The 15,257-nt window shown below is 44.3% G+C and carries 15 protein-coding genes; 6 read left to right on the forward strand and 9 right to left on the reverse strand.

The genetic code is table 11. From position 1 onward, the window contains the following. Positions 1 to 6 precede the first annotated feature (6 nt). The 3 genes from sdhA to sdhC are packed head-to-tail and all read right to left on the reverse strand — an operon-like array spanning position 7 to position 2,507. A complete protein-coding gene (gene sdhA, locus FLM53_RS03590) occupies positions 7 to 1,773 on the reverse strand; it encodes a succinate dehydrogenase flavoprotein subunit (protein ID WP_019820485.1) in 1,767 nt (588 codons plus the stop codon). Beyond that, positions 1,774 to 2,121, reverse strand: coding sequence for a succinate dehydrogenase, hydrophobic membrane anchor protein (sdhD, locus tag FLM53_RS03595; protein ID WP_010436768.1), 348 nt, complete (start codon positions 2,119 to 2,121; stop codon positions 1,774 to 1,776). After that, on the reverse strand, positions 2,115 to 2,507 hold the full coding sequence (gene sdhC, locus FLM53_RS03600; RefSeq protein ID WP_010436766.1) for a succinate dehydrogenase cytochrome b556 subunit: 393 nt from the start codon (positions 2,505 to 2,507) through the stop codon (positions 2,115 to 2,117). Before sdhC ends, sdhD begins: the two co-directional genes overlap by 7 nt. 416 nt (positions 2,508 to 2,923) lie before the next feature. On the opposite strand from sdhC, the gene FLM53_RS03605 reads away from it, so the two are divergent. Further along, on the forward strand, positions 2,924 to 4,213 hold the full coding sequence (locus FLM53_RS03605) for a citrate synthase (RefSeq protein ID WP_132969351.1): 1,290 nt from the start codon (positions 2,924 to 2,926) through the stop codon (positions 4,211 to 4,213). 270 nt (positions 4,214 to 4,483) lie between these two features. On the opposite strand, the gene FLM53_RS03610 is transcribed toward FLM53_RS03605, so the two are convergent. After that, positions 4,484 to 5,242: a Nif3-like dinuclear metal center hexameric protein gene (locus FLM53_RS03610; RefSeq protein ID WP_176680247.1), complete on the reverse strand. Its 759-nt coding sequence runs from the start codon at positions 5,240 to 5,242 to the stop codon at positions 4,484 to 4,486. Between the two features lie 114 nt (positions 5,243 to 5,356). Here FLM53_RS03610 and FLM53_RS03615 point away from each other — a divergent pair, with 114 nt between their 5' ends. After that, positions 5,357 to 6,115, forward strand: coding sequence for a DUF1853 family protein (locus FLM53_RS03615; RefSeq protein ID WP_176680248.1), 759 nt, complete (start codon positions 5,357 to 5,359; stop codon positions 6,113 to 6,115). Between the two features lie 125 nt (positions 6,116 to 6,240). On the opposite strand, the gene pgm is transcribed toward FLM53_RS03615, so the two are convergent. Together pgm and seqA are read right to left on the reverse strand one after the other, a co-directional pair. Further along, positions 6,241 to 7,887 carry a phosphoglucomutase (alpha-D-glucose-1,6-bisphosphate-dependent) gene (pgm, locus tag FLM53_RS03620; protein ID WP_176680249.1) on the reverse strand — a complete coding sequence of 549 codons (1,647 nt, stop codon included), beginning with the start codon at positions 7,885 to 7,887 and terminating at the stop codon, positions 6,241 to 6,243. A 93-nt stretch (positions 7,888 to 7,980) separates the two neighbouring features. Then, on the reverse strand, positions 7,981 to 8,520 hold the full coding sequence (gene seqA, locus FLM53_RS03625; RefSeq protein WP_017630054.1) for a replication initiation negative regulator SeqA: 540 nt from the start codon (positions 8,518 to 8,520) through the stop codon (positions 7,981 to 7,983). A gap of 93 nt (positions 8,521 to 8,613) precedes the next feature. Between seqA and FLM53_RS03630 the strand changes: the two genes are divergently transcribed. The 3 genes from FLM53_RS03630 to fldA all read left to right on the forward strand — a co-directional run bounded on the left by FLM53_RS03630 (position 8,614) and on the right by fldA (position 10,294). Beyond that, entirely contained in the window at positions 8,614 to 9,375 is a 762-nt protein-coding gene (locus FLM53_RS03630) for an alpha/beta fold hydrolase (RefSeq protein WP_176680920.1), read from the forward strand. A 108-nt stretch (positions 9,376 to 9,483) separates the two neighbouring features. Beyond that, on the forward strand, positions 9,484 to 9,702 hold the full coding sequence (locus FLM53_RS03635; RefSeq protein WP_004737900.1) for a DUF2788 domain-containing protein: 219 nt from the start codon (positions 9,484 to 9,486) through the stop codon (positions 9,700 to 9,702). Between the two features lie 58 nt (positions 9,703 to 9,760). Then, on the forward strand, positions 9,761 to 10,294 hold the full coding sequence (gene fldA, locus FLM53_RS03640; protein ID WP_004737899.1) for a flavodoxin FldA: 534 nt from the start codon (positions 9,761 to 9,763) through the stop codon (positions 10,292 to 10,294). A gap of 96 nt (positions 10,295 to 10,390) precedes the next feature. Here the strand turns inward: fldA and FLM53_RS03645 are convergent, their stop codons facing one another. Further along, positions 10,391 to 10,897 (reverse strand): DUF4442 domain-containing protein, encoded by a 507-nt coding sequence (locus FLM53_RS03645; RefSeq protein ID WP_004737898.1) that lies wholly within the window; start codon positions 10,895 to 10,897, stop codon positions 10,391 to 10,393. A 207-nt stretch (positions 10,898 to 11,104) separates the two neighbouring features. On the opposite strand from FLM53_RS03645, the gene fcrX reads away from it, so the two are divergent. Next, complete coding sequence (fcrX, locus tag FLM53_RS03650; protein WP_176680250.1) at positions 11,105 to 11,554, forward strand: ferric iron uptake transcriptional regulator FcrX; 450 nt, start codon at positions 11,105 to 11,107, stop codon at positions 11,552 to 11,554. Positions 11,555 to 11,693: 139 nt separating this feature from the next. Here fcrX and glnS read toward each other — a convergent pair whose 3' ends face one another. Continuing rightward, positions 11,694 to 13,361 (reverse strand): glutamine--tRNA ligase, encoded by a 1,668-nt coding sequence (glnS, locus tag FLM53_RS03655; RefSeq protein ID WP_176680251.1) that lies wholly within the window; start codon positions 13,359 to 13,361, stop codon positions 11,694 to 11,696. 302 nt (positions 13,362 to 13,663) lie between these two features. Next, a complete protein-coding gene (gene nagE / locus FLM53_RS03660) occupies positions 13,664 to 15,223 on the reverse strand; it encodes an N-acetylglucosamine-specific PTS transporter subunit IIBC (RefSeq protein ID WP_128644346.1) in 1,560 nt (519 codons plus the stop codon). Positions 15,224 to 15,257: the final 34 nt, after the last annotated feature.

Here is a 15,257-nt window from a genome sequence, read left to right on the forward strand (position 1 = left end):
ATCTCCTTAGTACGTACGTGCTTTGGGTGGGAACGCTTCACGATGGATAGGTTCCATGTTTACACCACGCTTAGTCATGCTCTCTGACTCTGGATTGTAAAGAGAGTGGCATAGCCATTGCTCATCATCACGGTCAGGGAAATCGAATCGAGCGTGTGCGCCACGGCTCTCTGTACGGAAGTTTGCAGCAACCGCTGTTGCGAATGCAGTTTCCATCAGGTTTTCAAGCTCTAGACACTCGATACGTTGAGTGTTGAACTCTGTCGACTTGTCAGATAGGTGTGCATTCTTCAGACGCTCGCGAATCGCTTTAAGCTCTTCTAGGCCTTCAGCCATTGCTTTGCCTTCACGGAATACTGAGAAGTTGTTCTGCATACATTGTTGAAGATCTTTACGGATTTGCGCTGGATCTTCGCCGTCAGTACTATTTTCCCAACGGTTGTAACGTTCTAGAGAACGCTCAATGTCGGCTTCAGTTGCTGGTTTCGCTTCGTCTTGCTTCTTCAGAGTCTCACCTAGGTGTAGACCTGTTGCACGACCAAATACCACTAAATCAAGTAGTGAGTTACCACCTAGACGGTTTGCACCGTGTACTGATACTGATGCGATTTCACCACAAGCAAATAGGCCTTGGATTTCAACATCAGTGCCATCTTCAGTTTGCTTAATAGCTTGACCAGAAACTTGTGTTGGAACACCACCCATCATGTAGTGACATGTAGGGATTACTGGGATTGGCTCTTTTACAGGATCAACGTGAGCAAAGGTACGAGACAGTTCACATACACCAGGCAGACGAGATTCAAGTGTCTCTTTACCTAGGTGATCAAGCTTAAGCTTGATGTGTGGACCCCAAGGGCCATCGCAACCGCGACCTTCACGGATTTCAACCATCATTGAACGTGCAACAACATCACGACCCGCTAAGTCTTTAGCATTTGGTGCGTAACGTTCCATGAAGCGTTCGCCGTCTTTATTAAGAAGGTAACCACCTTCACCACGACAACCTTCCGTTACCAATACACCTGCGCCAGCGATACCCGTTGGGTGGAACTGCCACATTTCGATGTCTTGCATTGGAACGCCAGCACGAATCGCCATACCAACACCATCACCAGTGTTGATGTGTGCGTTAGTTGTCGAAGCGTAGATACGACCAGCACCACCAGTAGCAAGGATTGTTGCCTTCGCTTTGAAGTAGCAAACTTCGCCCGTTTCCATACAAAGCGCAGTTGTACCTAAGATCGCACCGTCTTCGTTTTTAACAAGATCCAGTGCATACCACTCAGAGAAAACCGTCGTTTTATGCTTAATGTTTTGTTGGTAAAGCGTGTGAAGCAGTGCGTGACCAGTACGGTCGGCTGCAGCTGCGGTACGAGCCGCTTGCTCACCACCAAAGTTTTTAGATTGACCACCGAAAGGACGTTGGTAAATAGTGCCATTCTCGAAACGAGAGAAAGGCAGGCCCATTTTTTCAAGTTCGATTACCGACTCAGGACCGTTTTTACACATGTATTCGATAGCGTCTTGGTCACCGATGTAATCAGAACCTTTTACTGTGTCGTACATGTGTTGTTCCCAATGGTCTTCGTGCGCGTTACCAAGAGCAACAGTGATGCCGCCTTGTGCTGAAACCGTATGAGAACGAGTAGGGAAAACTTTAGAAAGCAATGCACAAGATAGGCCTTGCTCAGAAATTTGCAGTGCGGCACGCATACCTGCACCACCAGCGCCGATAACTACGGCATCAAACTCACGAACAGGAATAGTCACTTACGCACCCCACAAAATAAACAGACCAGAGAAGAAATATCCAAGAAGAACTGCAACAACACCGACTTGAAGACCAACACGCAGTTTTGCGCATTTGATGTAGTCAGTTAGTACTTGCCATAGGCCGATCCACGCGTGAACCAAAACAGAAGTAAGCGCTAACATGGTGAAGACTTTAGTGAAGGTTCCACCAAAGAATTGCGTCCAAGATGCGTAAGAGATATCACCAGAGAAAGCACAGAAGCTCACTAGGTAGATAGTGTAAAGAGTCATAATGATGGCAGTTGCACGAATCAGTAGATAATCATGAACACCATTACGACCAAAAGTAGAAACGTTGTTTACCATACTAAGATCCCCGCTAGTAGAGACAATACCGCTGTTGCTGCGAATGCAACCTTAGCGCTCTTAGCGCCAGATTCCAGCTCTTCAAAGTGACCTAGGTCCATAAGAAGGTGACGAATACCACCAGCAATGTGGTAAGCCAAAGCGGTTAGAATGCCCCACAGAATAAACTTCACGAAGAAACCGTCGACAATGTCGCTAGCTTCCATAAAGCCTACTGGGGATGAGAGGGAAGTGGATAGTAACCAAAGCAGAATTCCAATCGCGACAAAAGTTATCACCCCAGACACACGGTGTAGGATGGAAGCTATTGCAGTGATAGGAAAGTGGATGGTCTGTAAATCTAAATTAACAGGTCTTGTCTTTCTTTCTTTCACGGGCTTGCTCACTCAGCTCCATTGAGCATTATGGTCATTAAATAACCTTATGATATTGTTATGGACAAAATTTGATCGCAAACCTTCAAAATTTAACATTAACTTAACAAATAACCGAAGTTGAGCCTTAGATAATTGTAAAATAATTGTTAACTGCCAGATTAAGAAAGACACCTCACATTTCTTCTTAGCCTTGCATTTATAAGGTTTTAACCAAACTTTTCAGCGCCACTATACGGCTGGCAACATTCTAATACAATTGATGTAACAAATAATGCTACACAGACCAGATTTTTAACGAATTTAATGTAAAAAACACTAACAAGTGCACACAAAGCTGTAGAAAAATTGACTTTCCCACGTAAGACCAGTAAAAAAATGGCACATAAACATCCTGGACGGATTAATAATAAACAAAGGAGATTGTTATGGCGGATAAGAAAGCTACCCTTCACATTGAAGGTCAAGCGCCAATCGAGCTGCCGATTACGGAAGGTGTACTTGGTACTCCAGTGATCGATGTTCGTACACTAGGTTCTAATGGTTTTTTCACTTTTGACCCTGGTTTTCTTGCCACTGCATCTTGTGAGTCTCAAATCACTTTTATTGACGGTGGAAAAGGTATCCTTCTACACCGTGGTTATCCAATTGACCAACTTGCCAATAACGCTGATTACTTAGAGGTATGTTACATACTTCTTTACGGTGAAGCCCCATCTCGAGCTGAATACGAAAAGTTCAAGACTACCGTGACACGTCACACTATGGTGCATGAGCAGATTGCTAGTTTCTTCCACGGCTTCCGTCGTGATGCTCACCCTATGGCTGTAATGTGTGGTGTTGTAGGCGCTCTAGCGGCGTTCTACCACGACTCACTTGATATCAACAACGATACACACCGTGAAATTGCGGCTTACCGCCTAATTTCAAAAATGCCGACACTGGCAGCAATGTGTTACAAATATTCAATCGGTCAGCCGTTTATCTACCCACGTAACGACCTAGGCTACGCAGAAAACTTCTTACACATGATGTTTGCAAACCCATGTGAAGAGTACGAAGTGAACCCTATTGTTGCTCGTGCAATGGATAAAATCTTCACACTACACGCTGATCACGAACAGAATGCTTCAACGTCTACTGTACGTCTATCTGGTTCATCTGGTGCTAACCCATTTGCGTGTATCGCAGCAGGTATCGCATCACTTTGGGGCCCAGCTCACGGCGGTGCAAACGAAGCTTGTCTACGTATGCTTGAAGAGATCGGTAGCGTAGATAACATTGAAGAATACGTTGCGAAAGCAAAAGACAAAGATGACCCATTCCGTTTGATGGGCTTTGGTCACCGTGTTTACAAGAACTACGATCCACGTGCAACGGTAATGCGCGAAGCGTGTCACGAAGTACTGAAAGAGCTAAATATCCAAGATCCACTACTTGACGTAGCAATGGAACTTGAGCGTATCGCTCTGTCTGATGAGTACTTTGTGTCTAAGAAGCTATACCCGAACGTAGATTTCTACTCAGGTATCATTCTGAAAGCAATCGGTATTCCAGTATCAATGTTTACTGTAATCTTCGCGATGTCTCGTACTATCGGTTGGATTGCACACTGGAACGAAATGCACAGCGATCCGACAAACCGTATCGGTCGTCCTCGTCAGTTGTACACCGGTCAAGAGCAGCGTGATTTCCAAGCTCTACACGAGCGCGAATAGTAAAGTTTCTGATTTTCTAATCGAATAAAATCAAAAAGGGTTGATGTGAAAACATCAACCTTTTTTGTATGCTCTCAGCTCCGTCATCCTCAAGAGTGAGGAATGAACGAGCTCATTTCATCGACAGGTACAAATTTACAGTTACTCGTCATCCCCGAGAGCGAGGGACGAGCGAGTTGGGGATCTCACGAAGCGTATAGAAAAACTTACGAAGTTCCCCAAAGGTTTAAGGGATACTCTCTAAACGCATCCCTAATCCCGCATCTGTTCTTAAACTGGGTTGTCGATATCAATAAACTCAACATCCAAGCCGTGCTCTTCTGCTAACCACTCACCCAGCGCTTTCACGCCATAACGTTCTGTTGCATGATGGCCTGCTGCAAAATAATGAATATCTTGCTCACGCGCTGAATAGGTTGTGCGCTCAGAAATTTCACCAGAAATAAACGCATCGATACCTTGAGAGGCTGCAAGCTCAATGTAATCTTGGCCGCCGCCAGTACACCAGCCGACAGTCGTAATGATTTTGTCTTGGTTCTCCGGAGCGATATGCAGTGGCTTGCGATTTAGAACTTGGTCGATTTTTTCGGCAAACTCAGCACCTGTCATTGGTGTTTTCAACTTACCAAACATTGCAACCGATTGTGGGTGCCCTTCCAAGCCACCTTCTACTTCGATATCAAGCAGTTCAGCGAGTTTAGCGTTGTTACCAAGTTCAGGGTGGATATCGAGAGGTAAGTGATAACCCAGAAGGTTGATGTCATTCTTAATCAATGTACGAATGCGCTTGCCTTTCATGCCACGAATCGCTTCTGACTCACCTTTCCAAAAGAAACCGTGATGAACCAATAAAGCATCGGCGTTCAATTCTACCGCTTTATCAATTAACGCTTGAGAGGCTGTTACACCAGTAACGATGCGCTTCACCTCAGAAGCACCTTCGACTTGAAGACCATTAGGACAGTAATCTTTAATCTGCTGTGGCTGCAGTTTTTCGTTCAGTAGCTTTTCTAATTGTAAGTTATTCATTTTTATTTCCAGCTTACCTTTATAATAACGTCGTTATATCAATTTACAGGTAGAATGTCGAAAGCCCTGCCCTCTGTTTATTAAGAACAGATGACTAAAGTTTACGAGGAACCGATGACTGAACTGCAACGTTTTTACCAATGGGTGATTGGCTCACCACCACTACTGGAAATCAAGCCACCCATTTCTGATCTCGGGGTATTCTCAAACCACCAAGTACTCGACACATCACATACTTATAATGGTAACCCTAGATTGGGCTTTATCTACCAACACCTATGTGAACAAGTCATCATTGCTTCGGATAATTATTCAATCAAGCACGATGAGATTCAGATTAATGTTGAGGGCAGAACACTAGGTGCTATCGACTTTATTCTCGAAGACGCGAACAACCAAAAGTTAGAACACTGGGAAGTCGCGATTAAGTTTTACCTACTTCATGAGCAGACATGGTTTGGTCCAAACTCTCATGACCAATTGGATAAGAAGCTCGATAGAATGCTCAGCCACCAGCTTGGTATGTCATCTTCGGCCGCCTTTATTGAGCAGTATCCAGAGATCGAGGTCGACTCAAAACATCTCCTCATGCAAGGTCGCCTATATACCAACCCATTCTTAGAACAAAACGTACCTACTACATGTTTGGGTTACGATATTAATCCAAGCCAAGTAAACGGGTTTTGGTGCTATCAAAATCAAGCTCATCTAATCACTGAAGCGCTCTACCCTCTCACCAAAGAACAATGGGCAGCTGGGACGGATGATTTCAGCGGTAAACCTATCACTGAGTTTGGTGATCGCTTTGTTCATGGACAAACCAAGTCTGGTCAATTCTGGTTTGTGATGCCGCAAAGCTGGCCACACGGCTAATCCATTCAGCCATTGAGTTGACTTAGTCTTAGCTGCTTACTTACAAGCAGGCAAATAAAAAGGGTTGATGCTTTCACATCAACCCTTCTTCTATTTTCTTAGCAACTCTAGTAATCGAGATTCGATTACAGGCCAGCGGCTGCAAATACTTGATTAACAATCTCTTGAGCTTCTGCTTCAATTGCTTTTAGGTGCTCTTCACCTTTAAAGCTCTCACAGTAGATCTTGTAGATGTCTTCAGTGCCTGATGGACGAGCAGCAAACCAACCGTTCTCAGTTGTCACTTTAAGGCCACCAATCGCAGCGCCGTTACCTGGAGCATGCGTCAAGCGAGCAGTAATCGCATCGCCAGCAAGTGTTTCAGCAGAAACCATCTCTGGAGACAGCTTCTTCAGCACGTCTTTTTGTGCGCCATTTGCTACCGCTTGAATACGGTTGTACTTAGATTCGCCGTGTTTAGCAGCAAGCTCTTCGTAGTATTCTTGTGGATTCTTACCCGTTACCGCAGTGATCTCAGCCGCAAGTAGGCAAAGAATTAGGCCATCTTTATCTGTTGACCAAGGCGTTCCGTCTTTACGTAAGAAAGATGCACCCGCACTCTCTTCACCACCGAAGCCGAACTGACCGTTGTATAGGCCATCAACGAACCATTTAAAACCAACTGGTACTTCACAAAGTTCGCGATCTAGGTCAGCAACAACACGGTCAATCAATGCACTTGATACCAGTGTTTTACCAACAGCAACGTCTTTGCCCCAACCTTCACGGTTACGGTATAAGTAGTCGATACAAACAGCTAGGAAGTGGTTTGGATTCATTAAGCCTTTTGGGGTAACAATGCCGTGGCGATCGTAATCAGGGTCGTTACCAAACGCTAGTGCATACTCGTCTTTAAGAGCCAGTAAGCCTGCCATCGCGTATGGAGAAGAACAGTCCATACGAACCACGCCATCTTTATCTAGAGACATGAATTGGAAAGAAGGGTCAACCGCTTCACTTACCAGAGTAAGATCTAGGTTGTACGCTTTACCAATTTGGCGCCAGTAATCGATACCGCTGCCACCCAGTGGATCAACACCAATCTTGATGTTTGCTTTCTGGATCGCTTCCATATCAACCACGTTAACCAAATCAGCAACGTATGGAGTAACTAGATCCACTTCTTTCACTAACTCAGACTGTTTAGCCTGTGCGATAGGAGTGCGCTTAACACCTTGCATTTGTTCAGCAATGATCACGTTCGCACGGTCTTCAATCGCTTGAGTCAATTCAGCTTCAGCAGGACCACCGTGTGTCGGGTTGTATTTAATACCGCCGTCTTGTGGTGGGTTATGTGAAGGCGTGATAACAATGCCGTCGGCTTTCTTATCATTCACTAGGTTGTGCGTAAGAATCGCGTGCGAGATACCCGGTGTTGGAGTAAAGCCATTGTTTTCTTGAATAATAACTTCAACACCATTCGCTACAAGCACTTCAATAACCGTAGAGAACGCAGGCTCAGATAGAGCGTGAGTATCTTTACCTAAGAAAAGTGGGCCTGTTGTACCCTGCTCGGCACGAACCTCAGCAACCGCTTGTGCAATCGCTAGAATGTGGTTTTCGTTAAATGTTGATTTGTCTGCTGTACCACGGTGACCTGAAGTACCGAACAGTACTTTGTGATCTGGGTTGGTAGCATCCGGTTGCTGTAAGAAATAGTTAGCCACTAAAGCCGGAATATTATGAAGATCTTCCTGCTGAGCTTTTTGCCCAGCACGAGGGTGCATAGCCATTTTTCGACATCCTTATATATAAAATTTAAAAACAAAAAAAACCTCATAATATCTTCTTATCCATGGATATTATGAGGTTTAAATCAGATTTCGTTAAATTGAACCTGTTACTTTTTCTATCAATTCTGCTTGGAAACTCATGCGGCTCATAAGCTGCTCAACCATCTGTCTTTTACGGCTTGTATTGTTATTAGTAATAACCCAAAAAGGACTTTGTGGAATAGCTTTAGGCTTAGTGGTGTTACCGTTTGCTAGCAACGTCGCTTCGTTGTCTGCAAAGTAAACACGCTTACGGCCTTTTACTTGAGTTGCTTCTGAAAAGCTTAAAGGGTCGATTTTATGCAGTGTTGATAACACAAGCATGAAACGATCAATGGCTTTCTTTAGTGATGCAAACTCATCTGATATTAGTAGTGAGCGCATTTCTTTAACGCCATCGAATTTCTCTGGAGTAAAGCCTACCTCTTTGCTAACAACGATACCTTTTGGCTCAACGATCTCTTCGATCGGAACCATGCCTTGGCTATCAACCTGTAACAAGCGGCGCAGAATATCTGAAGCGCTTTCGCCAATACGTTCTGTCTGACCCGCAATAAAACGGTATAGGTCCTCATCAACCTCAATTGTTTTCATTCGCTTTTCACAATCTCAATGTTTAAACTCTGGGGGATTATAGCGAGATCCGCGCGGATACTCTACGTCAAACCCACCATGAATAAGATAAAAATGTCAGTACAGCTCAACTATAAAATTGAAGGTGAGGGTCACACCATTGTTTTGATCCATGGATTATTCGGTAATCTGGACAACCTTGGCTTGCTCGCTAGGGATCTAAAAGTCGATCATCAAGTGCTTAGTATCGATCTACGTAACCACGGCAAATCTTTCCATAGTGACACTCACAACTATCAAGCGATGGCACAAGATGTGGCTCAACTGCTGAATGATCTTGAGCTAGAAGATGTGACTGTAATTGGTCACTCTATGGGTGGCAAAGTCGCAATGGCGCTAACCCAACATCTCGAACTGCGTAAGTTAGTTGTACTGGACATGGCACCGGTTGCGTACACCCAGAGCCGTCACGATAACGTATTCGCCGGCCTGCAAGCCGTGATCGAAGAACAACTGACCTCTCGCTCAGAGGTGCTAAAGGTTCTCGCAAAACATATCGAGATTGATGGGGTTCGCCAGTTCTTGACCAAATCTTTATTTAAATCAGAGCAAGGCATCATGGAGTGGCGCTTTAACGTCGCATCCCTGCTCGCAAATTACGCGCACATCATTGGCTGGGAACCGATCGACAAAACCTCAGTCAAAACCTTACTAATAAAAGGTGGGGATTCTGACTACCTCACGGCTGAGCACCAAACTGCGGTCCAACAGCAATTTTCTAACGCAAAGGCGCACGTTATTGCGAATACAGGCCACTGGCTACACGCAGAAAAGCCTGCTGAAGTGCTAAGAGCAATTCGAAAATTCATCGCTTAAGTGCGCTTTTTCATGCAGATAAATGAGAGCTGAGTAATCACTGCACATTAACTTTATCTCGCAACAGTGATATAGTGCGCCCAAGCAAAATTGGTATATAAGGTTCCCATGCTTTACGACTACATGAACATCATTGAATCTGTTGGTTTAGATCTCCTATTTGCCGCGATTTTCTTTTTAATCGGTATGGCAATTAAGGACGTTCTCAAGCAAGGAAATGTTCCTCCATTTGGTCGTCGCATTGTGTGGTTAGTACTTTTCCTTGGCTGTGCAGGTTTTATCGCCAAAGGGATAATCCAACTAAGCTGGGAAGGAACCGGGATCTAACGATTCCCTTCCGAACTTTATTACACCGACAACAGACAAAATGAAAGGTAATGATTCTATGGCAAGTGTAGGTCTCTTCTTTGGTAGCGATACAGGTAACACTGAAGCTGTTGCTAAGATGATTCAAAAGCAATTGAGCAAGCAGCTCGTTCACGTTCAAGACATTGCAAAAAGCAGCAAAGAAGATATCGATAACTTCGATCTACTGCTGCTTGGTATCCCTACGTGGTACTACGGCGAAGCACAATGTGATTGGGATGACTTCTTCCCTGAGCTAGAAGCTATTGATTTCTCAACTAAGCTTGTTGCTATCTTTGGTTGTGGCGACCAAGAAGATTACGCAGAATACTTCTGTGATGCTATGGGTACTATCCGTGACATCGTTGAAGCGAAAGGCGGTACTATCTTAGGTTACACATCAACTGAAGGCTACGAATTCGAAGCATCGAAAGGTTTAGTTGAAGGCGATGACAGCCAATTCGTTGGTCTATGTATCGATGAAGATCGTCAACCTGAGCTAACTGATGAGCGTGTATCTAACTGGGTTAAACAAATCCACGAAGAAATGTGCCTAGCAGAGCTAGAAGACTAATTCTCTAGCGGTTGTTAATTGTTACAATTAATGGCAAATATGTAGATATGAAAAAACCTCCTTTTGGGAGGTTTTTTGCTATTCAAGGGTTATCAATTAGCACTCAGCTTCGAGTGCTTCGTCATCATCTCTAAATTGCGGCTTCTTTCTTACATAAAGCGTACGCTGAATTTCTGATACCACATTTCCCTGCTTATCTTTGACATAGATAATAAACTCAGGAAAACACTTCTCACCGAGTTGTGTCTGACGATAAATCTCATCAAGTTGCCCTTGGCTTATTTCGAAATCTGCATACAAGTCAGATTGACCAGGTTTGATAAAGTTAATGCTCGCTTCCTTATCCCAAACATAATATCGCTCACCCAAAATTCCCATTAACATCAATGAGTAAACAGGATCGGTTAAAGAAAAGATGCTACCGCCATATTGAGTACGATTGGCATTTTTGTTCCACCAACGTAGCTTGAGCACTGTCTTTACTACCCTGAAGTCTGAACTTATGTGCGCTATCTTAATGCCCGCTCCCCAGAACGGAGGCCAGATATTAAGAGCGAATTTTACGATGTTTGGTTTGTATATTTTTGCAAGTTGCTTATTCATAACAACATTCCGTGTTCATATTAGAATTACCGCCACCTTCACTGGTCGTACCTCCACTATAAGTGAGATACTTCCAATTTACAAAACAGATTGTGATGTCGATTAGTAACCCTTTGAAGTTCGTGGTTTATTGTTATGCCTGACTAAACTATAATGGTATTAATATTGAATTCTGTTAATTGCTGCAGATCATCAACAGGAAAGTATATGTCAGACAATAATCAAGCGCTAAAAGATGCTGGTCTTAAAGTGACCCTCCCAAGGCTCAAAATTTTAGAAGTATTACAACAACCAGACTGCCAACATATTAGTGCTGAAGATTTATATAAAAAGCTGATCGACCTAGGTGAAGAGATCGGACTTGCGACCGTTTATCGAGTATTAAATCAATTCGATGACGCTGGCATTGTAACTCGCCACCACTTCGAAGGCGGTAAGTCTGTATTTGAACTTTCAACACAGCACCACCACGATCATCTAGTATGTCTAGATTGTGGCGAAGTTATCGAGTTCTCTGATGACCTCATTGAAGAAAGACAGAAAGAAATCGCAGAACGCTACAACGTGAAACTGACTAACCACAGTTTATACTTGTACGGAAAAAGTATTACCGGAGATTGCAAAGGTAACCCTGACGCACACAAACCGAAGAAGTAATACTGAACGCTGGCTTAGGCCAGCGTTTTTTATATGGTCACTACATAAGTACGATTCTCCCATATTATTCAGACACAAAAAAACCGGCTCTAGGCCGGTTTTTTATTGGGTTGCTTTTAACAAGCTAAACACTCAAGCATTAAGCTTCAGTTTTACCCCAAGTGTCGCGTAGACCAACCGTGCGGTTGAATACTAACGCGTCTGCTTTAGAGTCTTTCGAATCTACGCAGAAGTAACCTGTACGTTCAAACTGGTACGCTTGCTCTGCTGCACCTTCTGCTAGGCTAGGCTCAACAAAACCGTTTAGCGTAACGAGCGACTCAGGGTTAAGCGTTGCTGCAAAGTCATCAGCTGCGGCTGGATTTGCCACAGTGAATAGACGATCGTAAAGACGAATCTCAGCAGGTAGTGCTTTATCAGCAGATACCCAGTGGATAACACCTTTCACTTTACGGCCATCTGCTGGGTTCTTACCTAGTGTTTCATTGTCGTAAGAACAGAAGATAGTCGTAATGTTGCCTTCCGCATCTTTCTCGATACGTTCAGCTTTAATCACGTAAGCACCGCGCAGACGGACTTCTTTACCTAGAACCAAACGCTTGTATTTCTTGTTTGCTTCTTCACGGAAGTCATCACGCTCAATCCACACTTCACGAGTAAATGGTACTTCACGAGTGCCCATTTCAGGTTTGTTCGGGTGGTTAGCAACTGTTAGTGTCTCTACTTTATCCGCATCGTAGTTTTCAATCACGATCTTAACTGGATCCAGAACGGCCATTGCACGAGGTGCATTTTCGTTCAGGTCGTCACGGATACAAGATTCAAGTGAACCGAATTCAATCATGTTCTCTTGTTTGGTCACACCGATACGCTTACAGAATTCACGGATAGACGCAGAAGTGAAACCACGACGACGTAGGCCAGAAATAGTAGGCATACGTGGGTCATCCCAACCTTGAACTAGGTTTTCAACCACAAGTTGGTTCAGCTTACGCTTAGACATCACTGTGTATTCAAGATTCAGACGGCTAAACTCGTACTGACGAGGTTGGCAATCGATCGTGATGTTATCTAGAACCCAATCGTACAGACGACGGTTGTCTTGGAATTCAAGCGTACAGATAGAGTGTGTAATACCTTCTAGCGCATCAGAGATACAGTGAGTGAAGTCGTACATTGGGTAAATGCACCACTTGTCACCCGTCTGATGGTGGTGAGCAAAACGAACACGGTAGATAACAGGATCGCGCATCACCATGAATGAAGAGCTCATGTCGATCTTAGCACGTAGACACGCTTTACCTTCTTCAAAGCCACCGTCACGCATTTTTTCAAATAACGCTAGGTTCTCTTCTGGACTACGGTCACGGTACGGGCTCGCTTTACCTGGCTCTTTTAGCGTGCCACGGTATTCACGGATCTGCTCAGGACTTAGCTCGTCAACGTACGCTAAGCCTTTATTAATTAATTCCACAGCATAAGCGTAAAGCGTATCGAAGTAGTTTGATGAGTAACAAATGTCACCAGACCATTCAAAGCCTAACCAGCTTACATCATTCTTAATTGACTCAACGTATTCAACGTCTTCTTTTTCAGGGTTTGTATCATCGAAACGAAGATTACATTGTCCCTGGTAGTCCTGAGCAATACCAAAATTCAAGCAAATAGATTTAGCGTGACCAATGTGCAGGTAGCCGTTCGGCTCCGGCGGGAAACGAGTATGCACGCTACTGTGTGTACCATCCGCTAAATCTTTGTCGATAATTTGGCGAATGAAATTCGATGGACGAGCCTCAGCTTCACTCATCTATAGCACCTCTATGTATTTAGTATTGTCAGAGAAAGTTATCTTTTATCTTCAAGAAAACGGACGCTTGAAGCGCAAGTCAAAGATAGAAAGATCATTGTTGCTAATCATCCACAATTCTTCGCCTTTGCACAATAAGAACCGTCCGTTAATTGCGATTATTTCTGCTATTCGATGAAGAATAGAACGAACCGTGTTCGCTGGCCTTAAACGGCAGGCACAAAAAAGCCTCCCATGTGGGAGGCTTTCAATTTGAAACTTACTTAAGAGTAACTTTACGTCTTAGTTAAGTACTTCCCTTACTATGGAAGTTTTACATCAGATAGGTCTTCACCTGCACCGATAGCTTTCATTTCGCCAGCTACGATTTCAGCTAGTGGGCCTAGGATAACCTGTAGGTTGTTTTCACCTAGTTTAACCACACCTTTAGCACCTAGTTTCTTAAGAACAACTTCATCTGCAACAGAGCGGTCTTTAAGAGTTAGACGTAGACGAGTGATACAAGCGTCGATTGAAGTTAGGTTGTCGTGACCACCTAGAGCTTTCAGGTATTGACGTGCAAGGTCGCCTTTTGGAGCTTCACCAGCAGGAGCTGCAGCAGCTTCGTCATCATCTTCACGACCTGGCGATTTCAGGTTGAAAGCGCGGATTGCGAAAGAGAAAGTGAAGAAGTATAGAGCACCGAAGCCTAGACCGATTAGTAGTAGTACGAATGGTTTAGTTGCTAGACCCCAGTTCAATACGAAGTCGATTAGACCAGCAGAGAAACCGAAACCGTGCAGAGTACCAAACATGTTTGCAACTACTAGAGACAGACCAGTAAATACAGCGTGCATTGCGTATAGAGCAGGAGCTAGGAATACGAACATGAATTCTAGCGGCTCTGTGATACCTGTTAGGAATGAACAGAATGCTACTGAGAATAGTGCGCCACCAACTTGGCTGCGTTTTTCAGCAGGAGCAGCTAGGTACATTGCAAGTGCAGCACCTGGTAGACCGAACATCATTACAGGGAAGAAACCGTTCATGAATACGCCAGCGCCTTTATCGCCACCGAAGAAACGGTGTAGGTCGCCAGATTTAACAGTTTCAGTCACTTCTTTAACTACAGTAGTGATTTCTGGAGTTACAGAGTTAGCGAATGTGAATGTGTGCTCTTGGCCAACAACTAGAGTTTTAGCTAGTGATGGGTCAACACAAAGTTGAGTGATGTTAGCGAATGCGCCTTGACCAGCAACGATGATTTCTTGACATGTACCCATACCGAACCAGAAGTATGAGTTCAATACGTGGTGTAGACCTACAGGGATAAGTGCACGGTTAAGAGTACCGTAAACGAATTGACCGATAGCGCCAGACGTTGATACTGCGTGAGCCAGTGCGTCTAGACCAGATTGAACACCAGGCCAAACCACACCAGACACAGCACCTGCAACAAGTGCAAATAGACCGGCCATGATAGGGACTAAACGTTTACCCGCGAAGAATGCCAGCCACTCAGGAAGGCGTGTAGCGTGGAAAGCGTTGTAAGAGTGACCTGCGATGATACCTGCGAAGATACCGCCGAAGAATGACATGTTAACGTCTGCGTTAATTGTCGTTGCTGTAGCTGTTAGTACGAAGTAAGCAACTGCACCAGCAAGACCTGCTGCGCCGTTACCGTCTTTAGAAAGACCAATCGCGATACCTAGACCAAATAGCAATGGTAGGTTACCGAAGATAGCACCACCAGCTTGCGCCATGAATGGAATATCAAGTAGATCGCCTTGACCTAAACGTAATAGAAGCGCCGCAATCGGAAGCGTTGCGATAGGTAGCATTAATGCCTTACCCAGCTTCTGTGCATATCCTAGAATATTCACCAGTTGTTTCCCCCTATAGGATTTTTTAGAATTC

Origin of the sequence: Vibrio sp. Scap24, from assembly GCF_013394185.1 — a bacterium.
Taxonomy (GTDB): Bacteria; Pseudomonadota; Gammaproteobacteria; order Enterobacterales; family Vibrionaceae; genus Vibrio; species Vibrio pomeroyi.

Bases quoted from the DNA above. Each gene is read 5' to 3' on its own strand.
- sdhD (WP_010436768.1), bottom strand. From the start codon at position 2,121: ATGGTAAACAACGTTTCTACTTTTGGTCGTAATGGTGTTCATGATTAT.
- FLM53_RS03605 (WP_132969351.1), top strand. From the start codon at position 2,924: ATGGCGGATAAGAAAGCTACCCTTCACATTGAAGGTCAAGCGCCAATC.
- FLM53_RS03610 (WP_176680247.1), bottom strand. From the start codon at position 5,242: ATGAATAACTTACAATTAGAAAAGCTACTGAACGAAAAACTGCAGCCA.
- FLM53_RS03615 (WP_176680248.1), top strand. From the start codon at position 5,357: ATGACTGAACTGCAACGTTTTTACCAATGGGTGATTGGCTCACCACCA.
- pgm (WP_176680249.1), bottom strand. From the start codon at position 7,887: ATGGCTATGCACCCTCGTGCTGGGCAAAAAGCTCAGCAGGAAGATCTT.
- seqA (WP_017630054.1), bottom strand. From the start codon at position 8,520: ATGAAAACAATTGAGGTTGATGAGGACCTATACCGTTTTATTGCGGGT.
- FLM53_RS03630 (WP_176680920.1), top strand. From the start codon at position 8,614: ATGTCAGTACAGCTCAACTATAAAATTGAAGGTGAGGGTCACACCATT.
- FLM53_RS03635 (WP_004737900.1), top strand. From the start codon at position 9,484: ATGCTTTACGACTACATGAACATCATTGAATCTGTTGGTTTAGATCTC.
- fldA (WP_004737899.1), top strand. From the start codon at position 9,761: ATGGCAAGTGTAGGTCTCTTCTTTGGTAGCGATACAGGTAACACTGAA.
- FLM53_RS03645 (WP_004737898.1), bottom strand. From the start codon at position 10,897: ATGAATAAGCAACTTGCAAAAATATACAAACCAAACATCGTAAAATTC.
- fcrX (WP_176680250.1), top strand. From the start codon at position 11,105: ATGTCAGACAATAATCAAGCGCTAAAAGATGCTGGTCTTAAAGTGACC.
- glnS (WP_176680251.1), bottom strand. From the start codon at position 13,361: ATGAGTGAAGCTGAGGCTCGTCCATCGAATTTCATTCGCCAAATTATC.